Below are 22,200 nucleotides of genomic sequence, written 5' to 3' on the forward strand. Positions count from 1 at the left end.
AAGCGACTGCGTCTATGGCAGTTGCTTTAGTTTATTTAGGAAGAGAAAAGTGTAAAGACTTGTTAAGCTCCTCTACAAACTGAATAATTTCGTCTGGGAAGACAGTGTCGTCGCGCTTAATATAGCCAATACGTATCGTAGATCCATCTAGTAAAGAGCGAGACGTAATGTTTGAATTCATATACCCTTTTACAATACATCCTGTGCCAAGGTTAAAGCTATTTGTGTGTGCAAGTAAGTTATTCATCGTTCCACGATCGTTTACATAGATGAGTTGTTTTCGGTTATGTAAGTTCAAGGTTTCTTCAGCAAAATGTAGCATCATATCGTTTTGTTGATACGTGAGGTAAGGATAAGGTTCCAAGTCTTTTAAATGAATGATCGGTTGTGTTGCTAAGGGATGTTCTTTACGCAAGAAAACATGTTGCTTTACGGTTCCGAGTTGCTGGAAGGTTAACGATTTGGACGAAAAGTAACGGGCGAAAAAGTGTTCGTTCAAGTCCGTAATGGAAATTACACCAAGAATACTGCGACTCGCGTAAACGTCGTCAATGACATCTGTCGTTTTCCCTTCGTGAAGCGAAAGTTCGTAGTCTTGATGAAACAGGTTCATGAAGTGAGTGAACGCTGCAATTGCAAAGCTATAGTGCTGCGAAGAGATCGCGTATTTTAATTTAGTCTCTGGTTTTTGGGTGAATTGGTAGAAGATTGATTCTGCTTGTGCAACTAACTTTTGGGCATGAAAGAGAAGTTCTCGTCCTTCTTCTGTGAATAAAACGCCTCTATTCGTTCGCTCAAAGATCGTAATAGATAGTTCTTCTTCAAGGTTACGGATCGCTTTACTAAGACTAGGTTGAGTAACATAAAGCGAAGTGGCGGCTTTGTTAAGTGATTGATATTTTGCAATTGATATAAGATAACGGCATTGTTGTAACGTCAACGTGATCACCTATTGTGAGAAGGAGTTTGTTATAACTTTATACTATATCAGGTGATGAGTTTTTTCAATTTTACGATGACAAATGCAGGCGTTACACTTGATATAGCAAAATGATGAAAAGCGTAAAGGAGTGTTCCAGGTGATTCGAAAAGCTAGAAAAGACGATTTACAGAAGATTTTAGCGATATATAACGATGCAATTCTACAGACAACAGCGGTTTATAATTATCAACCGGAGACGATCTTAGAGAGAGAAAAGTGGTATAACCAAAAACTTGAATCTGGTTATCCAATTTTTGTTTGTGAACGAAGTGGAGAAATTGCTGGCTTTGCGACGTATGGAGCATTTCGCGACTGGCCAGCGTATCAATACACCATTGAACACTCGATATACACGGATGTAAATCATCGACAAAAGGGCGTCGCAACAAACTTACTACAAGCAATTATTGAGTATGCAACAAATGAAAACTATAAAACGATCATTGCAGGCATTGATGCAACAAATAAAGGAAGTATTCGATTGCATCAAAAGTTCAACTTTACACATACAGGAACAATGAAAAACGTTGGTTATAAGTTTGAGCGCTGGCTTGATTTGGCATTTTATCAATACATGATAGATCAATCCCAGGTAGGAAAGGTACAAGAAGCGTGTGAGTGAATCACAATCGAGGCGTTGGTGTGTAAACTTAGATCAATCCATTTTGTCAGGTTACGTATACGTTCTAGCCGCTTATCTATTGTGGGGAATGCTCGGAGTTTATTGGAATCTGTTGCACCCTGTCAATGAATTTGAAGTGATGGCGCATCGTATTCTTTGGGGTTTTGTTGTCATCATAGCCATTGCATGTGTGATTCCGAGTAAGCGAGTGAAACTGATTCATTTCATTAGGGGAATGCATACAAACAAAGGGGAGTTTGTTCGATTATGTGTCGCTTCAATAGCGATTAGCACGAATTGGTTTGTCTTTATCTACGCAATGATGAATGGTGCGGCAATCGAAGCAAGCCTGGGTCTTTATATCACACCACTCGTCAGTATTTTGATCGGAGTGATTGTGTTTCATGACCGAGTGGATCGACGTTTAGTTACGGCGATCGCTTTGGCATTCACAGGGGTGATCTTAGTGACATATGGTCTAGGGACTTTTCCTTTTATCGCATTGCTGCTGGCATTAACATCCGGAGTATATGGGCTAGCCAAGAAAAAGGTCAAGCTCGATGCGGTCGTTGGGATGGCGGTGGAGACGATGATCGCTACTCCTGTGGCAATAGGAATTCTTTTATTTTTTTATACACAACATTCATTGGTGTTCGGATCATCGATTCAAGTGTCTATGAAGCTTGTATTGGCGGGTTTACTTACAGTTTTGCCGTTGTTATGGTTTTCAAAAGGTGTACAAACAGTTTCGCTAACAACGGTCGGTTTTTTTCAATACATTACACCGACCATCGTATTTTTAATGGGTGTTTTTGTTTTTCAGAGTACTGTTGCCGTTGTGGAGTGGATTGCGTTCGGTTTGATTTGGAGTTCGTTACTTCTTTATTCGTTGACGTTAAAGAAACGTAAATCGTCGAATTGATCCATTAAAGTGCTGTACCCTTGGTTGGTTCGTGTAAATGAGTGAGGTCGATGTCTTCAAGTTGTAACAGCTTCTTTTTGACGCCAATTCCACCAGCGTAGCCTGTGAGACTACCATTTGAACCTACAACACGATGACAAGGGATAATAATAGATATGGGGTTGTGTCCAACAGCACCGCCAACTGCTTGGGCGGACATGTTTTTGCCTTGAGTCTTATAAAAACGTTGTGCGATTTCGCCGTATGTTATGAGATTTCCGTAAGGAATGGAAAGAAGTTCGTTCCAAACCGTTTTACGAAATTCAGTACCCGCAGGTTTAACTTTGAAATCCAGTGTCGGTTGTTGACCTGAGAAGTAGTCGTTTAACCAAGCTTCAACTTGAGTAAACAGTGGTAAGCTACGGTTTTCAATCGTGTGATCTCCTAATGTCTTGCCGTAATACTTTTGTCCGTCAAACCACAATCCTGTAAGTGCATGACCGTCACTTGATACAGTGACTTGTCCGAATGGTGTGTGAATCTGATGTGTGTAAGTCTCCAACTTGGATCGCTCCTTTACCTTTGCTTTTCTCGGTATTGTTTCGGGGTAAGTCCGTAATAGTCACGAAAACGAGTAATAAAATGTGCTGCGTTAGGCATCCCGACCGTCTTAGCAATACTGTTCACGGGCCGGTCGGTATTCGTTAATAGTTGGCACGCCTCTTCTAAGCGACGTTTCGTGATGTATTCATTTGGACTTAGACCGACTCGTTTTTGAAAGGTTCGCTGCAAGTGAAACGGGCTTACATGAAATTGCTCACCTAATTGTTCAAGCGTCATTGAATTCATATAATGACGGTCCAAGTGTTGAGTAACCTTATTGATCAAGGTCGATTCTGGACGTTCGGATAAGTCAGGTTTACAACGTTTACAAGGGCGAAAACCGCCTCTTTCTGCAGTTACTATACTTGTGAAAATGCGAATGTTTTCCCGTTGTGGCGTTCTAGAATGACAAGATGGCCGGCAGAAAATCTTCGTAGAAGTTACCCCGTAGTAAAAAATCGTATCATACGTCTGATCACACGTGTTAATCGCTTGCCATTGCTCATCGCTTACCCGTTTTTCCAAAACAACCACATCCCCACTCTTTCAGTTCACTATTATCATAGTACATGTGTTTTGTACGGTCTACTTTCTCGGCTATAAGCGCAAGAATGCAAAACGGGATTTGTCTCATACTATGCCAAAAGTGAACTAGCCTTATATATAAGAATAGAAGATAATATTGATAAGTAGAAAAAAGGAGGAATGATTGTGTCAATGAAGCAGTTAACTGAAGAACAACAAGTACAGCTTTTAGAACGTTTGAAAAGTCGCTTTGAAAAAAACATGCACCGTCATCCTGAACGTCAATGGTCAGAAGTTGTCTCAAAGTTAGAAGCACAACCTGAAAAACTCCACGTCTTACATGAGATGGAACGAACTGAAGGCGAACCTGATTTGGTGACGTTTGAAGAGGAACCAGAAGTGCTTCACTTTATCGATTGTTCAAAAGAGAGCCCTAAAGGTCGCAGAAGTGTATGTTTTGATCGCGCTGGTCTTGAAGCGCGTAAGAAGCATCAACCAGAGAATACTGCACAAGATTTAGCGGCGGAGTTGGGCGTTACATTGCTAACTGAATCAGAGTACCGAAACCTCCAGAAATATGGACCGTTTGATCAGAAGACGTCGAGTTGGATTGAAACGCCGTCTTCAGTACGTGAACTCGGTGGCGCATTGTTCTGCGATTATCGCTACGGTCAAGTGTTTGTTTATCATAACGGTGCTTCTTCTTATTATGGTTCAAGAGGATTCAGAGGGATTGTTACGTTGTAATTGCCGTTATTCGTCAAGTCATTGACGAATAACGAATAAAGTAATATATTACATATTAATAAAAGGAGGGAGACCGATGGGTATTCATTATGAACGAAATCATAAAAAAAGAGAGATACAATCTTCATTCAGCAAACATTTTGAGAAAGAAGCGATCGAAGAAGTAACTCACTTTCTTGCTAGTTTTCCTAATCACAAGCCGACACCGCTTTGTTCATTGCAACGACTCGCAACAGAACTAGGTGTGGAGTCAATACACGTAAAAGATGAGTCCAAACGCTTTCGTTTAAATGCATTTAAGGCGACTGGTGGGTTGTATGCGGTCAGCGCAGAGTTGGCCAATACGCTCGATGTAAGCTTGAGTGAGATCACATTTAGCGACCTACGTGTGATGGCAAATGAGCAGGAACCACTGACGTTTATTACAGCTACCGATGGGAATCACGGGCGTGGCGTTGCCTTTGCAGCAAGTCAACTCGGTCAAAAATCAATCGTCTATATGCCCAAAGGCTCCTCGGAGGAGCGACTAAAAGCGATCCAAGCGGAAGGCGCAAGCGCAGAGATTACTGACGTTAATTATGACGAGGCAGTAAGAATGGCATCCTATACTGCAGAGAAGTTCAACTATGCGCTCGTACAAGATACTGCGTGGCAAGGGTATGAAGAAATTCCACTAAGGGTTATGCAAGGCTATGCGACGATTGCATATGAAATCGTTGAAGAATTGGCACGAAGTGGCCAGAACCCTCCAACTCACGTGTTTTTACAAGCTGGTGTCGGATCGTTTGCTGCTGCGATTGCTACATTTTTGTATCATGCTTATGGTGAACAGTCACCGAAAGTTATACTCGTTGAACCGGATCAAGCGCATTGCTATTATTTATCGTTTAAGAATCAAAGCGAGCGAACTATCGTAGATGGTGATATGGAAACGATTATGGCAGGACTCGCGTGTGGTGAGCCGAGCACAATTGCGTTTGAATTGCTTCAAGAGCTTGCAGAAGGTGCCTTTTCGTGTACAGACGATGTGGCGGCGCTCGGGATGAGAATGTACGCTAATCCGATTAAAGAGGATGAACGAATTACGTCAGGAGAATCAGGCGCAGTGACGTTAGGGTTAGTTTATCGACTTCTGCACAACAAAGAGTTGGAATCGTTCAAAGATCAAATGGGTCTTAATGAAACTTCACGGGTACTGCTCATTAATACGGAAGGTGACACGGATGTTCAAACGTATCGCGAAGTCGTTTGGGAAGGGAAACATTCATAACCGACCAACGTAAGCGTCGTGATTGTATGGTGGATGCTTACGATTAATGAAGGAAAGGGTAGAGTATTACATGGAGAAATTGTATGAAGCACTACGTGAATATGAACAAGAGATTGTAGAATTTGTGCAACAGCTCGTTCGGATTAAGAGCTTTTCAGGCGATGAAAAGGAAATTGCACATACGATCAAAGCTAAGATGGAATCGCTAGATTTTGATAAAGTATGGATCGATTCACTTGGGAACGTCGTTGGTCGAGTCGGAAATGGTGAAAACGTTCTGATGTTTGATTCACACATGGATACAGTAGAAGTGCATGAAGAAGACGAATGGGAGTTGCCACCTTTTGCTGGGGAAATTAAAGAGGGCAGAATTTACGGACGAGGGTCTGTTGACATGAAATCATCAATTGTGGCATCGATATACGCCGCAAAGATAGCGAAAGATTTACAGCAGCTAAATGGAAAGGCTGTCTACATTACATGTACTGTTGATGAAGAATTTTGTGATGGTGAGAACTTAAAACAATTATTTAAAGAATTTCCGCAAACGAAACCGAACTATATGATTATTTGCGAACCTTCAGACAACAAAATTGTCCTTGGTCATCGTGGAAAAGCACAATTACGAGTGAAAACGTTCGGGACGTCTGCCCACGGTTCTGCTCCTGAAAAAGGAGATAACGCCGTTTATAAAATGGCAGAAGTCATTCGCAGAGTAGAAGAGCAAAATCATCAATTGATGCATCGTGGAGTTGCGTCAGGGACGCTCGTCTTATCGAACATATCAAGCACGAGTGCATCGCTAAATGCCGTTCCTTCGGAGTGTGAGATTTATCTCGATCGCCGACTAGTGCTCGGAGAAGATGAAGAGACAGTCAAAAAGGAGATGGATCACATCGTGAACGGGTTGGATGCAACGTGGGAAATCGGTTCTTTGCATCGCACGAGTTGGAAAGGCGCGAACATTCACTATGAACCTTTACATGAACCGTGGAAGATTGCTGAGGACCATCCGCTCACAAAGTACTTAGTAAACGCTTATGAAAAAGTATTCTCGAAACCGCCAGCGTTTGATTTTTGGGATTTTGGGACAAACGCGGTGACTCCAGTTTCAGAGGGTATTCCGACAATCGGTTTTGGCCCTGGCGAATACAAACTTGCGCATATGAACAATGAAAGTTGTGAAGTAAAGAAAATTCATGAAGCTTGTGCCTTTTACGTGGCAACAATTGCAGAAATATAAAACAGGAAAACGCCTAGCTTTAGGCGTTTTCCTGTTTGTTTAACTCAATGATCTTTTCGCGAATTTGTTGGTACTGTTCTTTAAAGCGGTCAAAGTCAGGGAATGCATCGTGCGCACGATTTTCATAAATCTGCATGCGCTCTTCTTGGACTTTTAGCAATTTCGCAAGTTCAGTTGCATGGTCGTAGAGAAGGTTCGTCGAAAAAGCATCCGCATCTTTTTCAGTCCAATGATCATTGGCTCGATCGTGTTCGTGATAAAGCTGATAATCTTGTTGCAATTCCCATCCATAATCGCGTAGTTCCGTACGTTGGACGTGATGGCGCATTTCATGAAGCAATAATTGAACGGTTACAGCGGTCCCAACGTTAGAGTTGTGGCCGTGAGCTTTTACATTTTCAGCCACTTGTTGAGGATATAAGTAGATTGTGCTAATTAAGCTTCGAGGATCGATGGTGCTTACACCACCTACCCTTTGAAGGTCTTCTTGAATATGATCTGGGTGGTTCTTAATTTCTTTCTTTGAGCGCACGACTTCAAGTCTTAATGTCTCTTTATTGGTAACGTACCCTTGCTCTTCGCAAAAGTTAATGACTTTCCAAGCATCTTTGTAGGTAAGCATTTGTTCACTCCGTATGGAATCGTGTAGTAGGTGGGACAAGTTTCCATTTTAGTGTTGCACAAAAGGAAACGCACTATACAGCCTATTATACGAAGGGCATAAGGTCAATGGTTGTACATCACCTACTAAGATACCTAAGCCACATCTTAGTAAAGATAGGTAAATGTTACATAATGGTTCGTTTACATGTTCCAAGGAGAGAACGACCACACTAGCAAAAGGAATGGAACATAAAGGAGCAGGGATTGTTATGAAAACAGCACATGGTCGAATACAACCAGTGTTTTATTGGGCTGTAGGGGCGTTACTTGTTGTCATTTTAGCCGCAGTTCTTTTACCGACCCAACTTGAACAAATTACTGCAACGGTTCAGCAGTTTATTTCAAGCACATTTGGTTGGTACTACCTGATTGCCGTAACACTTTTCGCACTCGTCTGTTTGTTTATTATCATTAGTCCGTACGGGAAAATTAAGCTCGGTAAAGATGATGACAAACCAGAGTACGGGTACTTAACATGGTTTGCGATGTTGTTTAGTGCAGGGATGGGGATTGGACTTGTGTTCTTCGGTGCAGCAGAACCGATGTCACACTTTGCAATTAATTCACCGACGGTAGAAGAAGGAACGATTGAAGCAGCACGCGAATCGATGCGGTTTGTGTTTTTTCATTATGGCATTCACGCTTGGGGAATTTATGCGATTATCGCTGTCTGTTTAGCTTATTTTAACTTCCGTAAAGGGAAACCTGGACTGATTAGTGCGACATTGTCACCACTTATGAATACCGATGGCTTAAAAGGAAAGTTCATTGACGGGTTCGGGCTAGTGGCGACCGTAACAGGTATTGTGACGAGCCTTGGGTTTGGTGCTGTTCAGATGAATGGTGGGATTTCCTTTTTATTTGATCTACCAATCAATTTCTCGATTCAAACCATTATTATTGTCATTGTAACGGTCTTGTTCTTAACGTCTGCGATGACCGGGCTAAACAAAGGGATTCGAATCCTTAGTAATTTCAACATGATTCTAGCATTAATTTTGCTTATTTTTATTGCAACGTTTGGTTCAACGATGTTTTCATTGAACTTGTTTACGAATACGTTAGGAACTTACTTGCAAACGTTGCCAGAGCTTAGTTTTAGAATTGCTCCAGGTAGCCCAGATGCAAGGGAGTGGATTAATGATTGGACGATCTTCTATTGGGCGTGGTGGATTGCATGGTCACCTTATGTTGGTACATTCATCGCCAGGGTGTCACGGGGACGTACGTTACGAGAATTTACTATTGCAGTGTTAATTGTTCCGTCGATTGTAGGGTTTATCTGGTTTTCATTCGTCGGGGGAACGGCAATGTCATTAGAGCTAAATGAAGTCATCAATTTGAGTGCATTAACAAATGAAGAAATGATGTTTGGGATGTTAAGTACGATGCCAATCAGTACGATAACATCGATTGTTACGATTGTGCTGGTTGCCGTGTTCTTTATTACATCTGCAGACTCGGCAACGTTCGTACTCGGGATGCATTCAACGAACGGTTCGAACAATCCGCCGAATGGCATTAAGTTCGTTTGGGGTGCGGTGCTCTCGGTTACAGCGATTGCTCTCCTTTATAGTGGGGGGCTACAAGCTGTACAAAATGTGATGATCATCGCGGCTTTTCCATTCTCGATTATCTTACTCATGATGGTCTTTTCACTCATTAAGTCACTCAGATCAGAACGCAGTCAGTTTTCTAAGAACCAGCCACAACTAGTTGTTCGTAAACAGTCCACAAAGAACGACGAAGACGATCCTTCCGCAACCGATAAAGACTAAACGAAAAAAGACGAAGCGGCATTAACTGAGCCGTTTCGTCTTTTTAAATGATTATTCTTCGTCTTCTAGAATTAATCCGTCCACATGTTTACGTGACAAGTCATTTTTGATTTTCCGATACGATTTACTTTTGAAGATAATATCAAAATCGTAGTCTTCAGGATACAAATCTTCAGCTTGAATATAAAGTGTTAACCGTTTATGATTGTACGTTTTCTTTTCACCTTTCACTTGAATGACGTAATTGCCACGTTCGTCAGGACCTGTGTAGACAATTCCAATCTCATCTGACGCTTGGATTTTTACATTATCACCTTGATCGAATTGTTTTACTTCACCGACGGCTTTCTTTTTCTTGTAATCGGCGTAACGATTGATCGTAACTTGCCGTTTTAAAGCGTCTTGATTTAATGTCTCAGAAGAGAATCGCTCTTTATAGTCTCCACTTTCTTTGTAAGCTCGTTCATGTGCTTGTTCAACGATTTGTGGATGCAAACCGAGCTTTAGGGCAATCTCAAACGCTTGGCTTTTGCCACTTTCGCCAAGAAGTAAGCGGTACGTCGGTTTTAAGGTTTCTAAATCAAACTCCATTGAGCCGTTTAGAAAGCCCTCAGACTCCTCTGCGAAAGACTTCATTTCATTATAATGAGTCGTTGCGAATAGCGTCGCACCTTTTTTGTACAGCTGCTCAAGGATGGCGATCGCAAGGCCCATTCCTTCTGCTGGATCTGTTCCTGAACCGAGCTCGTCAAGGAAGACGAGAGAGTGGTCGTTTGCTTGCTCGAGAATTTGAATAATCGAGACGAGCCTTGAGCTGAACGTACTTAAATTGTCTTCGATGCTCTGTCCATCACCGATGTCGATGAACACTTGTTGAAAGATCCCTGTTTTACTACCGCTCTTTGCTGGGATTAATAACCCTGCTTGAGCCATTAACGTGAGCAGACCTACAGTCTTTAGCGTCACCGTTTTCCCGCCTGTGTTTGGCCCTGTAATGACGAGTGCCCGTTCTTCCTCGCCAAATTCAATCGAAAGAGGGACTGCGTTGTCTTTTAGTTCAGGATGACGAGCTTCAATGAGGTTCATTGTTTTGTCGTCCGTGAGACTTGGCCTTGTTCCATGAATCGCTTGGCAATACTTTGCTTTCGCGAAGAGAACATCATAGTTGTGCATCACGTCTAGTGCAAGCATGAGAGTATGCTCATAATCTAAAAACTCAGCAGTAAGCTCAAATAAAATTCGCTCAACTTCAGCTTCTTCCATCATTTTGTATAAATTGAGTTCTTCTTGAATAGAAGAAATTTCAGCAGGCTCAACGAAGACGGTAGAACCAGAAGCAGATGTGTCCATGACGCTCCCTGGAACTTTGCTTTTGTATTCCTTTTTAACTTGCAAAACAAATCGCCCTTGACGTTCAGACACGACGGTGTCTTGCAAATAGGTGGCGTATTTCTTTCCGCGGGCAAGGTCTTGTACTCGTGCTTTCATGCGGTCTTCAAGTTCACTGATTTGTCTTCTTAAGTCCGTTAATGATTTCGATGCGTAATCATCGACACGCCCATTTCGAAGTGCAGACGAAAGGGTCTCTTCAAGTTGTGAGACATCCTCGATTGAAAAGGCATATGCACTTACTGTTGGTGCTGCATATTCTTTATCCTTCATAAATCGTTTTAACTTCGTACAATGATCAAGAAAAGAAAGGACACGTGAGAACTGATCTGCTCGTATGAATAAGCCTTTCTTTCCTTGAGTGATGAGTTGTTCAATGTCATCAACCGTGTGAATCGGGACGCTACTGCTGATTTTTAAGATCTCAATGGCTTCTTCGATCTCGGTGAGCAACTGAGAAATGCGCCGTTCATTAACCATTGGCTTTAATTGGTGAATCGTTTCTTTCCCGCGGTCGGTTCTTGCATAGTCCATAATATCTTGAATGACTTTGTTATAGCCGAGTACGTCTAATGTTTGTTCGTTCATGTGATTTCCTCCTAGGATCTTGTTGGAGACCGTTGGAACGATTTGTTCACAGCATACACAAAAATCGCCATGAACAATCGTTCACAGCGATCAAATAGACAGACGGATCTTCCCGCAGTCTGATGATGGGTACGCTAGTTTTAGAACGAGTTCTTAACAAGGAAACATACGCACGACAAAGAAGCGTCAACGAGACGCATTTTTGAAACGTATGCAACGTATCCAATTGCTGGATTAGTTAAGAACCGCCAGTAACATAAATATTCCCCTTATCGTTTCTATTCATTAAATGCACGTGAGTAATGAACCGTACCGTGCACTTGTTGTAGTACGTTTGGTCGTAATTCAAGCGCCATAAATGATTCATCAGGCACGTCAAACGGTGCTGTAATCTTCCATTCACTTGCACGTGTAAACCCAAACTTTGGGTAGTACGCTTCGTGCCCGAGAACAATCACCGATTCATGACCAGTTTCAGTTGCTTTTGATAATGCATGCTGAATTAACAGGCTACCAATACCCCTACCTTGAGAATCAGGTAAGACAGATACAGGTGCAAGTGCTAAGGAGTCAGCATGATCATTGTTGTTTTTAATCGTAATTTTAGAGAGCACAATGTGTCCTACAATACGCTCGCCATCAACTGCAACAAACGTTAAATCAGGTTGATACGCATCAGTCTCACGAATCTTCGCGACGAGCGTATGCTCCTGGTGATCCGTATGCTCTGCGTGTCGAAAAGCTTGTTCAATGACATATCCAATGTCTTTATAGTCAGAAGGGCGTTCCTCTCGTATGGAAATCGTCACAATGATTCTCCTTTACGTTGAGTGGAAATGTGATAACATCCGTTCTTAATAAAAAAGCGTATTAAGAACGTTTACACCCCAGTAATGAACATAAGTTATACAAACAAAAACCTCCATTTCAATTACTTTAAATTGTATGGACTGAAACGAACGATGTCAACTTGGGAAGGTTTACTAACTAAGAGAATACGAGTTCAATGTGTCCACGCTTCTTTTTAGTGATTGGAAATAGCGGTTTGTTTCTGCTCAAACGGTGCATAAATCTGTTTGTTCTCAAGCGTATACATGGTCGAGTTCATGTTTTCAAACTGGATTCGCTCATGAGAAGTAAAGAGTACACCTTTCTTAGAGTCGACTAAACGCTCTAAGATTGTAGTTAGTAGCTGTTTCCCTTCATCATCAACACCTGCGAACGGTTCATCAAAGACGTACCATTCACGATCAAGATAACACATAGTAACGAAAAACAGTTTGCGGCGTTCCCCGCCAGACAACATGGAGACTTCGCTGTTCCACGCTTCATCAAGAAACGTTTTCAGGCCGATGCTTTCAATATAAGCGAAATAATCATTGTACGTATGTTTTACACGATCAAGAGTTAAAACAAATTGTACGTAGTCCTTTACTTTAAGTTTCATCGAGAAATATAAGTTTTGGTTCATATAAATCAGATCATCATTACCGGTAATCGTTCCAGAATAATTGTGAATAATTCCAGATAGGCAATCGAGGAAGGTCGACTTCCCAGATCCATTTTTCCCATAGATATAGTTCAATCCAATTTGAAAGCTAACGTTCGTATTCTCGATCATCGATGCATAGGATAAATTCTGAATGGTAATCATCCGGTTCACCTTCTCATGATAGAATTTACTCGGTAGTTTCGTAAGCTATACACTCCTGTAATAATACAAAGCGCCGATCCAATGACATAAACGAGATATTCGAACGCGCCTTGCATAAATAAAATTTGAGAAAGGTATACGAGCGGATTTACATAGTTAATCATGTGCTCAAACGTTAGCGTAAACAATGAGATGAAAAAAATGATTGCAATGACTGTGCTAAGTGTTTGATAGCTACTCTTGTGAAGCATCGTCAAATTCGCTGATAAAAATGCAACAGGCAAAGCAAGGAAAATGAGTAAGGTTGAATACAACATTGCTTCTACAAAGCTTACTGGAAAAAATAAAGCAGCAATGCTGTTCAAAATGACCATGCTAATAAAAGCTGACGTCATTTGTGTGAGCACGAGCGAAATAAAGAACAGCATCCGTGAAGGATTCATTGAAAAATACGTTTTCAGTAGCCCAGCTTCTCGGAGTCGTACCGCTTGAAGTCCTACTCCAAAGATGTAACAGGCAAAAATAATGATTGCCCAAAAGTAATTTAAAAACATCGTATCTTGAACGTACTGACCATTGATGAAAAGAAAGATGACAGGAAGTGCCGTTGACCAAAGTAATGGCAGCTTTTCTTTAAGTAAAATCTTCATGTTTAATATGTAGTAAGCCTGAATAACATTCACTATCGATCACCTCATTAAAAATAGACGCTGTGATGACAACGTCTACTTCTTCTCGTTCTATAAAGATGCTTTATTTCCTCCTTATTTCCCAAAAAAAGTTAAATGCTGATCTTATACTCCTTCAAACTGTAGATTCTTATAATGACCGTTGTAGAATGTAAGAGGTTCTGCATGATCATTAATGAGTAAGTTGTAGACATTCCCGACAAAGAGCGTATGATCACCTTCACGGTGGGTGTTATGAACGGTACATGCTAACGAAACGAGTGATTCTTGTACAATGGGCAAATTTGCAAACGTATTAAACGAGTAAGGGTGTGTCGCTTGCTTTTGGCCGGCGAAAAGCATGGATGTATCTTTTTGTTCTCGAGATAATACATTTACTGAAAATGTTCCTGACGACTCAATCATTTTACGCATCTTTGCGTGGTGACCGATCGAAATGAGAATAAGCTTCGGATCGAGTGACACTGACATAAAGGCGTTCGCCGTCATGCCATGAATGTGACCGTCATGTTCAGCAGCGATGACGGTCACGCCTGTCGCGAACTTGCTCATTGCTGTTCGAAATTGATGATCGTCCATCATAGCAAGCGCTCCTTTCTAAGTGGGTGGCTAAGGGTTAGATGATAAATGTCGGTTTCTTCTTTTCTAATTTAGGCTCCGTAAGGGATACCGTTTGCTCTCCTTGTAACGTAAGGAAGTGAGACGCTTCTTCAAACCAACTATCCGGGGCTTCATGCCCCCAAAACGTGGCACGTCTTGGGTCGTCAAGGTCCCAGCGAATCGGTTTAAAATCAGGGTCAGACGTTAAATAATCGCCGTTATACAGTTCAATTCGGTGACCATCAGGGTCGCGCAAGTACAAGAAAAAGGCATTAGATAGTCCGTGACGACCAGGACCACGTTCGATGTTCGGACCATAGCCGATCGAAGCAAGTACGTCACACGCATCAATGAGGCTCATCGGATCTTTCAACCAGTAACCAACGTGATGAAGCCTAGGTCCTAATCCGTTCATAAACGCCACGTCGTGTACACTCGGTTTACGATGTAACCATGCGGCCCAGATGTTGTCGTTTTCAGTTGCGGTGTATTCAGAACAACGGAAACCGAGCTCACGAAGGTAGAAGTTGTGAGCAGCCTCTACGTCTTCAACCATGCAGTTGAAATGATCAATTCGTTGTACCTTTGCCCCTTTATAAAGGTCATATCGCTGCAATAGTCGATCCACCGTTTCCATTTCATGATAGAATTCAACGGTTAGTCCACTAGGATCAGTCACACGAAGGGCGCGCCCCATTGCGGTTTGCTCTCCTTTTTGCAGCCAGCGGACGTCCTGGTTATGCTTTTTAAAAAGCTTTGCGAGTGTTTCTAAATCATTTTCAGCTTCTACTTTGTAACTAATCGCTTCAACCACGGGCTCAGTGCCCTTTTTTAGACATAGGCTATGATGGTTGTGTTCTTCAAGTCCCCGCAAGTAGAGGTGGTTTTCATCTCGAGCGGTTTCAATAAATCCAAGTGCATCGTAAAACGCAAAGGATTGCTCTAAGTCTGTGACGTGCAACACGGCACGGCTCGCACGGATAATGTTTGGATTCGTCATCAGATCACTCCCCGTTAAGAAAAGTTAGGCTTCACAGCGGTCGTTTGCTGCAAAAAGTCTTGAACGTACTGTTTGTAAGGTTCCTTGTCATATTGATCGAAGTAAGCCATGCCCATCTTTATTGGATCTCCAAAGAAATAGTATTCATAATGCATTTGACGACTGCCGAATGCACTTAATGTCATATCCCAAGCGAGACGGAACAATTGCACACGCTCGTAACCTTGAAGGTTCTTTGATTGGAGTGCCCGATTCACAATCATACCGATTTCAGGGCTTTGAAAATCGGCTTCGCTCGGAATTCCCATTAATCCAGAGGCCCCAAGAATACGTAGGATTTCTACGAGACGAGGGTACACTCTTGGATAGTAGTTTCTTGCAGCGTTTAAAGCCTCAAAGTCGGGTGTCATCGTACCTGAACGATCGAGAGTTGCATTTTGTTCAGAGCGGTACAAGTGAGACTTCATCGTCTCAAGTGTGAGCATAATTTCGGTCCCTTTGTCTTTCACGTGTTGGAAGCCATCAATGCCAATCGAATCCATAATGTTTAACACTGTTCCGAGAAGGAATTCGGTTTTAATAACATTTTTGGCGACGACTTGATGAGACATATGGACGACTGCATTCGTCTCTTTAAACGTACGGTTGCAAATGGACGAATTGCCACATACAAACACTTTTTCCCAAGGAACAAACACGTTGTCAAAATGAACAATCGCGTCACCTTCTTCAAAGCGACTGCTTAATGGATGGTCGTACGTCGATTTGTTTTGGTCGAACGATTCTCGGCTTATGAATGATAGCCCTTCGGTATTGTTTGGAACGACGAATGCGAGTGAATACGGATCATCTAACTCGCCTGCTGGCTTAACCGTTGAAGGGAAAACGAGAATTTCATCTGTGATTCCCCCTTGAGTTGCGAGCAATCGTACGCCGTCCACGATAATACCGTCAGATTTCTTTTCTACGAGGTGAAGGGCCATGTTGGCATCCTTTTGTTCGTGTTGTGCCTTTTCTCGATTCACTTGTGGATGAATGAGTGTATGAGTGAGGCTAATGTCGTTTTCTCTTGCGTATTCATAATAAGCGCGAGCGTTATCTGCAAACATCGGGTCCGCTTCTTTAAATAGCTCATTGTTCATTCCCATCGCCATCACTTCAGCATTCAAATAATCTGGCGAGCGCCCCATCATGCCTCCAGATGTTCTCGCCCAAGCTTGAATTGCTTCACGACGGCGAATGAGGTCATCGATCGACGTTGGCTGCAGGAATGTCATGCCTACCGGCGTTCCAGACGTAGGTGATGTGTAAAGAAGTGTCTCCTGTTGGTCATATTGGAGGTCGTATAAGTTGGCCATCGATTGGATGACATTCTTAAACGCTGGATGTGTTGTTGGATCTTCGACACGTGCCCCATCGATAAATACGTTATTGCGAGCTTTCTTTAATCGTTCTTTATATTGTGCTCCAGTTTTGGCTGGCATTTCATTCAGCTCCTTGTCGTTGGTTTTCCGAATTGCGGAATGTGGTGGTCGCCCATGGCAACGTGTATGATTTGAACTTCAGTATAAAATTCAAAAGCGTAATGTCCGCCTTCTCTGCCGATTCCACTATGCTTGGACCCACCAAATGGGGTGCGTAAATCCCGAACATTTTGTGAATTCACCCAAAGCATTCCAGCATCAACGGCATGAGCAACTCGGTGCCCCCGTTGTAAATCTTTCGTCCAAACATAACCGGCTAAGCCGTACCGAACGGCATTTGCTTTTTCGATCACATCGGCTTCATCACGAAAAGTCATGACAGAAAGAACTGGGCCGAAGATTTCTTCTTGAACGACACGCATACCTTGCTCAACATTTAAGAGAAGTGTTGGGGGAACGTAACATCCTTGTCGTAGGTCATCAGGAACCGTCGTTTGGTAGAGTTCTGCTCCTTCTTCTGTGGCGATTTTCAAATACTGTTTCACATTGTTGTAGTGTTCACGGTGAATGAGTGGACCGACTTCGGTTTTAAGATCTAGTGGATCGCCAACTTGAATGTGATCAACGCGTGTTTTAAGTCGCTCTATAAATTCTTCTGCAACAGATTCATGGATATATAGACGTGAATTAGCTGTGCAACGCTCACCATTAAAGGAAAAGATACCCCACGTACACGCATCAAGTGCGCGGTCAAGGTCTGCATCTTCGAAAACGATGATCGGTGACTTACCGCCAAGTTCCATAGAGAATTGTTTCATCGCTTCCGCACCATTTTTTTGAATCTCTACACCCGTCTTCGTCTCACCAGTAAATGAAATCAGTGGGGCGTCGGGATGTCTTACGAGTGCCGCACCTGCGGTTTCACCGTAACCGTGGACGACGTTAAAGACGCCTTTTGGAAGGTCCGCTTTATGAATAATTTCAGCGAGACGATTTGCAGTAAGTGGTGACCATTCTGCTGGTTTTAATACGACGGTATTGCCTGTTGCAAGGGCAGGGGCGATCTTCCACGTCTCAAGCATGAACGGCGCGTTCCACGGCGTAATGAGTCCAGCAACACCAACAGGCTTATGAATCGTATAATTTAGAAACTCATCATCGACTTGGTAGACTTCACCGACAAGCCTCGATGACACCATCTCTGCATAAAATCGGAAGTTCTGTGCCGCCCGTGCGACCATTTTTTTCGTTTGCTTTAGTGGTAAGCCAGTGTCATAGGATTCTAGCGGTGCAATTTCTTCAATATGCTCATCGATCAGGTCGGCAATCTTATTTAAATAGACCATTCGTCTTTGAATCGGTAAGCGTCCCCATTCACCGTTGAAAGCTTTCTTTGCTGCAGCAACGGCGATGTCGATATCGCGATCATTTCCAGATGCGACTTCGTTAATCGGCTCATTCGTATAAGGGTTGTAATTCGTAAACGTTTGATGACTAGATGAATCGACAAATTCACCGTTTATATACTGTTGAATCGTTGATATGTTCTGGATGACTTTCTTACCGTCTTCACTCACATTGTTTCGTAGCGTAGACATGAATGGCCTCCTTTAATTACAATATCTTGTAAACGCTTTCAATATAGCATGGGATTAGACATAGGTTAAATATTATTAAACTTCGTGTTACATACGAAAAGAATATAGATAGTAGTAAACCAGTGTTCCAGAAGGGTTTTTCAATTAGGAGAGAGTCGACAATTAAATATTGTGGCATTGAATTTGCAACATGTAACCATAAAAAAAGACTGAACGTGGTGTTCAGTCTGGGCGGTTAAATCGAGTATGAATATTGTTCAGCTTATGCGTGCCTTCACCAGTAAATTCTTGTAGTTCAAAAGAAAGGGCAAGGTAACGGGTGTCTAATAACGGCTGAAAGTGTTCGCTTAGTTGTTTGAAAATCGCTTCGCTAACTTCGGTTTTCTCCTCGTTCGTCCGGCCACTGCCAATCTTTAGTGTTGCATGCACGAATGCATCGTCTTCTAGACCATCAGCAATCACATAATCCTCAACGATCGTTGCTCGACAGCGAATCCCTCCAATTGGGAAAAGATCTGAACGGTTGCGAAGTACGCGGTTCACTTTCATTAATAATTCGCGAATTTGACCCGTTTCTTTAAGGTTATCCGTATACTCAACGATAAAGTGTGGCATCTGCACCTTACCTTTCTAAATGATCGCTAATGATTGTATTGTGCAACTGTCCAAGACCTTCAATTTCTGTGATCACATGATCGCCTTCATATACTTTTGCGAGTCCTTCTGGTGTTCCAGTGAGGATGATGTCGTTTTTGTTTAAGGTCATGAAACTACTCAGATACTCGATTAACACAGGTACTGAAAAGACCATATCTTTGGTCGTACCGGTTTGTGTTACGGTTCCGTTAACAGTCGTCTTGAGTGTTAGGTTCATTGGATCTGGAATGTCGGACGCATCAACGAGATACGGTCCAATTGGTGTACACGTATCTCGACTCTTCACACGTAAATTCGGACGATAATAATTTTCTAGGTAATCACGAATGGCGTAATCATTTGCAATTGTATAACCAGCGATATACTCATACGCTTTTGAGCGGGGGATGTTCTTCCCTTGTTTGCCGATGATAACGGCAAGTTCACATTCATAATGCATATGTTCCGCTTCATCAGGTCGTACAGTTTTCCCGTGATGTCCAATAAACGTATTCGGCCCTTTTAGGAAAACGAGTGGTTCTTCAGGTGCCTGAAATGCAAGTTCTTTGGCATGATCTGCGTAATTTAGACCAAGTGCAAAAACCGTTCCTGGAACGACTGGGGGAAGCCACTGAACCTCTTTTGTTGCCACAATTCGACCGCTAGGTAATTGCAATTGTTCTCCGTGTTTAACAGCTTCATGAATGGCACCGTCAACGACAACTCTAGCTCGTTTCATCGTACACCCTCCTTCAAAGAGACAGTCGTATTCGTCAACTTCCCGATTCCTTCAATTTCAATTGAAACCGTGTCTCCGTGTTGAATGAGTGGTCGATTTTCAGGCGTGCCGACGAGCAATACATCCCCAGGATTGAATGAGAGAAAGGCGCTCACATCTGAAATGAGTTGGCGGACGTTACGAACAAGCTGTTTCGTATGACCTGTCTGTTGAAGCTCATCGTTTACATAGACGCGAATGACGACTTGATCGGGATTTGGAGCATCGTCACGATCAACAATCCATGGACCGACTGGACAATAACCGTCACGAGCATTGTATTTCACAGCAGGACGATGGATATTGTCGTGGGGAATACATAGGTCATTTACGATTGTGAATCCGAGAATCGTATCCCAAGCTTCTTCCACAGAGACATTTGTGACGTGCTCTTTGAATACAACGCCAAGTGCAGCACCAACTTCTAGGTAGTCCGAATCTTCTGGAAACGGTATTGGTGTTTCGTGCGCGATGAATGTATTTTTTGGTTTAATGTACAGGATTGGTGCGTTCGGTGGAGCAAGGTAAGGTTTTTCGTGAAGCTTCGGACCGAGTTTAGTTAGTTCTCCTTGATAGTTTAATGCTGTTCCGTAAACACAGCCTTCGACAGGGCAATCAAGAGGCGCAGTCGTTGTAGCAAAAATCCCCGTGTACGAAGACGATTGAAGCCAAAGATTTTGAACTTGAGCTGTTCCTTGAATACGACCGTATGCGTTAACCAAAGTGACTCGCTCCTTTGTGTTCGACGTTTCCAAACAAACGTAGAGCCGTTCTCTACGTTTGTTTAGAAGCACGTAACGTATTTTGTTTGTGTTGTCGTGCGAATTTCTCAATACGATCAACGGGTTGCTTCTGTTCAAGCATTTCGAGTAATTGATCGTGTTCAAGAACAGAATCATTTGCGCGTAACGGGAAGGAATGAAACCCTCTCGTACGAACGGTGTCCAATTTGTCCCACGCATCTTTGATCGATTTGACGAGTAGTTCATTCGTACAAGCATCATAAATGACATAGTGAAAGGCTTTGTTCAACTGTCCAAACAGTTGCAAATCAAACGTGTGTAATGCTTCTTTCATTTGACTGTTCAAATCATGAAGCTGTGAGAGGTCTTCACTTGTTAGCGATGTTGCACTCATTGCGGTTGCATAGCCTTCAAGTACAGAGAGGAATTCTAATGTTTCTTTGTACGCATCATCGTTTAATGATTGGACGACAGCGCCCACATTCGCTCGGTATTCAATCAATTGATCAGCTTCGAGGCGACGTATTGCTTCTCTTACAGGGATGTGACTCGAACCAATTTCCTTTGCGATTTGATCAATGATTATTCGTTCTTTTGGAGCATACGTTCCGTCTAGAATTCTCGTTTTCATAACTTCATACGCTTGAGTGCTCTTTGAGCTTTTTTCTCGTTTCATAGCTTAAATTGTATAGAAGATCATATATGATTTCAATCATTTCTGATGAAAAGCTATTGAAATCATATATGATTATATATATAATCACTGTAAAGTTTAATTTTTCTGACATAGGAGGCGTATCAAATGAAGGATTATACGGACATTAAACAAAGGTTAAGAGGTTCAATCACTCCCGTTGTCACGCCATTTAAGCAAAACTATGACATTGATTTCGAAAAGCAATCCGAACTAATTGAATTCCAGCTCGACAATGGCACACATGCCATTTCAGTCACAGGCACGTCTGGTGAACCGAGCTCTCTTACAATTGAGGAGCGAGTCCAAGTGATGGAGAATGCCATGCGTACGATTAATGGCCGGGTGCCATTTGCTCCAGGGACAGGTTCAACGAACCACGATGAAACGATGTATTTAACGAAGCGGGCGGAAGAGATGGGTGCAGACGCGGCGATGGTCATCGTACCGTATTACAATAAACCGAATCAACATGCACTATACAAACATTTCAAGACAGTTGCTGACGCTGTTCAAATTCCAATCATTATTTATAACATTCCTGGAAGAACCGCGGTGAATATGGAAGTTGATACGATGGCAAGGCTTGTGCAAGACTGTCCGAATATCATCGGTGCAAAAGAGTCGAACAAAGACTTTGAACATGTGAATCGTGTATTGCAAAGGTGCGGACGTGATTTCTTACTTTTCTCTGGTATTGAGCTTCTCTGTTACCCGATGCTAGCGATCGGGGGAGCAGGATCAATTAGCGCAACCGCAAACGTGTTACCAAGTAAAGTTGCAGACATGCACGATGCGTGGGAAGAAGGAGATTTAAAGCGTGCCCAAGATCTACACTTTGAGCTAATGCAATTAAACGATGTGCTATTTAAAGATACAAACCCAGCTCCAGTAAAAGCGGCACTTGGCATGATGGGCAAAATTGAGCCCGTGTTACGGTTGCCGATGGATTTACCGACAGAAGCTTTGCAACAAGAAATTCGCGAAACGCTAGACGTATACGGAATTGCAACCCAAAGAGCATAGGTGTTCTAAAGAACTACTCGTAAAATTGATACGAGTAGTTCTTTTTG

General features: G+C 42.5%; 23 protein-coding genes. 7 read left to right on the forward strand and 16 right to left on the reverse strand.

Going from position 1 to position 22,200, the window contains the following annotated elements; genetic code table 11:
* Positions 1 to 31 precede the first annotated feature (31 nt).
* Entirely contained in the window at positions 32 to 940 is a 909-nt protein-coding gene (locus JOD17_RS10905; RefSeq protein WP_204697717.1) for a LysR family transcriptional regulator, read from the reverse strand.
* Between the two features lie 139 nt (positions 941 to 1,079).
* Here JOD17_RS10905 and JOD17_RS10910 point away from each other — a divergent pair, with 139 nt between their 5' ends.
* Positions 1,080 to 1,604 (forward strand): GNAT family N-acetyltransferase, encoded by a 525-nt coding sequence (locus JOD17_RS10910; protein WP_204697719.1) that lies wholly within the window; start codon positions 1,080 to 1,082, stop codon positions 1,602 to 1,604.
* Entirely contained in the window at positions 1,597 to 2,526 is a 930-nt protein-coding gene (gene rarD, locus JOD17_RS10915; protein ID WP_204697721.1) for an EamA family transporter RarD, read from the forward strand. Before JOD17_RS10910 ends, rarD begins: the two co-directional genes overlap by 8 nt.
* Before the next feature lie 4 nt (positions 2,527 to 2,530).
* Here rarD and JOD17_RS10920 read toward each other — a convergent pair whose 3' ends face one another.
* Positions 2,531 to 3,067: a methylated-DNA--[protein]-cysteine S-methyltransferase gene (locus JOD17_RS10920; RefSeq protein WP_239575441.1), complete on the reverse strand. Its 537-nt coding sequence runs from the start codon at positions 3,065 to 3,067 to the stop codon at positions 2,531 to 2,533.
* Between the two features lie 14 nt (positions 3,068 to 3,081).
* Positions 3,082 to 3,633: a bifunctional transcriptional activator/DNA repair enzyme AdaA gene (locus JOD17_RS10925; protein WP_204697723.1), complete on the reverse strand. Its 552-nt coding sequence runs from the start codon at positions 3,631 to 3,633 to the stop codon at positions 3,082 to 3,084.
* A 180-nt stretch (positions 3,634 to 3,813) separates the two neighbouring features.
* Between JOD17_RS10925 and JOD17_RS10930 the strand changes: the two genes are divergently transcribed.
* The 3 genes from JOD17_RS10930 (at position 3,814) to JOD17_RS10940 (ending at position 6,893) form a co-directional block, all read left to right on the forward strand.
* Positions 3,814 to 4,380, forward strand: a complete 567-nt coding sequence (locus JOD17_RS10930; protein ID WP_204697725.1) for a DUF4256 domain-containing protein — start codon at positions 3,814 to 3,816, stop codon at positions 4,378 to 4,380.
* A gap of 76 nt (positions 4,381 to 4,456) precedes the next feature.
* A complete protein-coding gene (locus tag JOD17_RS10935) occupies positions 4,457 to 5,650 on the forward strand; it encodes a diaminopropionate ammonia-lyase (protein WP_204697727.1) in 1,194 nt (397 codons plus the stop codon).
* Between the two features lie 70 nt (positions 5,651 to 5,720).
* Positions 5,721 to 6,893 carry a YgeY family selenium metabolism-linked hydrolase gene (locus tag JOD17_RS10940; RefSeq protein WP_204697729.1) on the forward strand — a complete coding sequence of 391 codons (1,173 nt, stop codon included), beginning with the start codon at positions 5,721 to 5,723 and terminating at the stop codon, positions 6,891 to 6,893.
* A gap of 19 nt (positions 6,894 to 6,912) precedes the next feature.
* Here JOD17_RS10940 and JOD17_RS10945 read toward each other — a convergent pair whose 3' ends face one another.
* The gene (locus tag JOD17_RS10945) at positions 6,913 to 7,515 is read right to left on the reverse strand and encodes a hypothetical protein (protein ID WP_204697731.1); all 603 of its coding nucleotides are present in this window, start codon (positions 7,513 to 7,515) and stop codon (positions 6,913 to 6,915) included.
* A gap of 250 nt (positions 7,516 to 7,765) precedes the next feature.
* Here JOD17_RS10945 and JOD17_RS10950 point away from each other — a divergent pair, with 250 nt between their 5' ends.
* Positions 7,766 to 9,334, forward strand: coding sequence for a BCCT family transporter (locus JOD17_RS10950; protein WP_204697733.1), 1,569 nt, complete (start codon positions 7,766 to 7,768; stop codon positions 9,332 to 9,334).
* Between the two features lie 51 nt (positions 9,335 to 9,385).
* Here JOD17_RS10950 and JOD17_RS10955 read toward each other — a convergent pair whose 3' ends face one another.
* From JOD17_RS10955 to JOD17_RS11010, 12 genes are all read right to left on the reverse strand, one after another.
* Entirely contained in the window at positions 9,386 to 11,311 is a 1,926-nt protein-coding gene (locus JOD17_RS10955) for an endonuclease MutS2 (protein WP_204697735.1), read from the reverse strand.
* Between the two features lie 278 nt (positions 11,312 to 11,589).
* Complete coding sequence (locus tag JOD17_RS10960) at positions 11,590 to 12,120, reverse strand: GNAT family N-acetyltransferase (protein WP_204697737.1); 531 nt, start codon at positions 12,118 to 12,120, stop codon at positions 11,590 to 11,592.
* A 215-nt stretch (positions 12,121 to 12,335) separates the two neighbouring features.
* The gene (locus JOD17_RS10965; RefSeq protein ID WP_204697739.1) at positions 12,336 to 12,965 is read right to left on the reverse strand and encodes an ATP-binding cassette domain-containing protein; all 630 of its coding nucleotides are present in this window, start codon (positions 12,963 to 12,965) and stop codon (positions 12,336 to 12,338) included.
* Between the two features lie 5 nt (positions 12,966 to 12,970).
* Entirely contained in the window at positions 12,971 to 13,648 is a 678-nt protein-coding gene (locus tag JOD17_RS10970) for a hypothetical protein (protein WP_204697741.1), read from the reverse strand.
* A gap of 111 nt (positions 13,649 to 13,759) precedes the next feature.
* Positions 13,760 to 14,236 (reverse strand): flavin reductase family protein, encoded by a 477-nt coding sequence (locus tag JOD17_RS10975; protein WP_338028785.1) that lies wholly within the window; start codon positions 14,234 to 14,236, stop codon positions 13,760 to 13,762.
* 34 nt (positions 14,237 to 14,270) lie between these two features.
* Entirely contained in the window at positions 14,271 to 15,254 is a 984-nt protein-coding gene (gene hpaD / locus JOD17_RS10980) for a 3,4-dihydroxyphenylacetate 2,3-dioxygenase (protein ID WP_204697743.1), read from the reverse strand.
* 14 nt (positions 15,255 to 15,268) lie between these two features.
* On the reverse strand, positions 15,269 to 16,738 hold the full coding sequence (gene hpaB, locus JOD17_RS10985) for a 4-hydroxyphenylacetate 3-monooxygenase, oxygenase component (RefSeq protein ID WP_204697744.1): 1,470 nt from the start codon (positions 16,736 to 16,738) through the stop codon (positions 15,269 to 15,271).
* A 5-nt stretch (positions 16,739 to 16,743) separates the two neighbouring features.
* On the reverse strand, positions 16,744 to 18,276 hold the full coding sequence (hpaE, locus tag JOD17_RS10990; protein WP_204697745.1) for a 5-carboxymethyl-2-hydroxymuconate semialdehyde dehydrogenase: 1,533 nt from the start codon (positions 18,274 to 18,276) through the stop codon (positions 16,744 to 16,746).
* 222 nt (positions 18,277 to 18,498) lie between these two features.
* Positions 18,499 to 18,891, reverse strand: coding sequence for a 5-carboxymethyl-2-hydroxymuconate Delta-isomerase (locus JOD17_RS10995; protein WP_204697746.1), 393 nt, complete (start codon positions 18,889 to 18,891; stop codon positions 18,499 to 18,501).
* 7 nt (positions 18,892 to 18,898) lie between these two features.
* Entirely contained in the window at positions 18,899 to 19,651 is a 753-nt protein-coding gene (locus tag JOD17_RS11000) for a fumarylacetoacetate hydrolase family protein (protein WP_204697747.1), read from the reverse strand.
* Complete coding sequence (locus JOD17_RS11005) at positions 19,648 to 20,412, reverse strand: fumarylacetoacetate hydrolase family protein (RefSeq protein WP_204697748.1); 765 nt, start codon at positions 20,410 to 20,412, stop codon at positions 19,648 to 19,650. Before JOD17_RS11005 ends, JOD17_RS11000 begins: the two co-directional genes overlap by 4 nt.
* 52 nt (positions 20,413 to 20,464) lie before the next feature.
* Positions 20,465 to 21,109, reverse strand: coding sequence for a GntR family transcriptional regulator (locus JOD17_RS11010; protein WP_204697749.1), 645 nt, complete (start codon positions 21,107 to 21,109; stop codon positions 20,465 to 20,467).
* 126 nt (positions 21,110 to 21,235) lie between these two features.
* Between JOD17_RS11010 and hpaI the strand changes: the two genes are divergently transcribed.
* Positions 21,236 to 22,153, forward strand: coding sequence for a 2,4-dihydroxyhept-2-ene-1,7-dioic acid aldolase (gene hpaI, locus JOD17_RS11015; protein WP_204697750.1), 918 nt, complete (start codon positions 21,236 to 21,238; stop codon positions 22,151 to 22,153).
* Positions 22,154 to 22,200: the final 47 nt, after the last annotated feature.

It is taken from the genome of Geomicrobium sediminis, from assembly GCF_016908595.1.
GTDB lineage: Bacteria > Bacillota > Bacilli > Bacillales > Marinococcaceae > Geomicrobium_A > Geomicrobium_A sediminis.

What these genes read in the sequence shown, in the direction of transcription:
- JOD17_RS10955 (WP_204697735.1), bottom strand. Translation starts at nt 11,311, where the DNA reads ATGAACGAACAAACATTAGACGTACTCGGCTATAACAAAGTCATTCAA.
- hpaB (WP_204697744.1), bottom strand. Translation starts at nt 16,738, where the DNA reads ATGCCAGCCAAAACTGGAGCACAATATAAAGAACGATTAAAGAAAGCT.
- JOD17_RS10930 (WP_204697725.1), top strand. Translation starts at nt 3,814, where the DNA reads ATGATTGTGTCAATGAAGCAGTTAACTGAAGAACAACAAGTACAGCTT.
- JOD17_RS10940 (WP_204697729.1), top strand. Translation starts at nt 5,721, where the DNA reads ATGGAGAAATTGTATGAAGCACTACGTGAATATGAACAAGAGATTGTA.
- JOD17_RS10995 (WP_204697746.1), bottom strand. Translation starts at nt 18,891, where the DNA reads ATGCCACACTTTATCGTTGAGTATACGGATAACCTTAAAGAAACGGGT.
- JOD17_RS10935 (WP_204697727.1), top strand. Translation starts at nt 4,457, where the DNA reads ATGGGTATTCATTATGAACGAAATCATAAAAAAAGAGAGATACAATCT.
- hpaD (WP_204697743.1), bottom strand. Translation starts at nt 15,254, where the DNA reads ATGACGAATCCAAACATTATCCGTGCGAGCCGTGCCGTGTTGCACGTC.
- JOD17_RS10965 (WP_204697739.1), bottom strand. Translation starts at nt 12,965, where the DNA reads ATGATTACCATTCAGAATTTATCCTATGCATCGATGATCGAGAATACG.
- hpaI (WP_204697750.1), top strand. Translation starts at nt 21,236, where the DNA reads ATGAAGGATTATACGGACATTAAACAAAGGTTAAGAGGTTCAATCACT.
- hpaE (WP_204697745.1), bottom strand. Translation starts at nt 18,276, where the DNA reads ATGTCTACGCTACGAAACAATGTGAGTGAAGACGGTAAGAAAGTCATC.
- JOD17_RS11000 (WP_204697747.1), bottom strand. Translation starts at nt 19,651, where the DNA reads ATGAAACGAGCTAGAGTTGTCGTTGACGGTGCCATTCATGAAGCTGTT.
- JOD17_RS10945 (WP_204697731.1), bottom strand. Translation starts at nt 7,515, where the DNA reads ATGCTTACCTACAAAGATGCTTGGAAAGTCATTAACTTTTGCGAAGAG.
- JOD17_RS10975 (WP_338028785.1), bottom strand. Translation starts at nt 14,236, where the DNA reads ATGATGGACGATCATCAATTTCGAACAGCAATGAGCAAGTTCGCGACA.
- JOD17_RS10950 (WP_204697733.1), top strand. Translation starts at nt 7,766, where the DNA reads ATGAAAACAGCACATGGTCGAATACAACCAGTGTTTTATTGGGCTGTA.
- JOD17_RS11010 (WP_204697749.1), bottom strand. Translation starts at nt 21,109, where the DNA reads ATGAAACGAGAAAAAAGCTCAAAGAGCACTCAAGCGTATGAAGTTATG.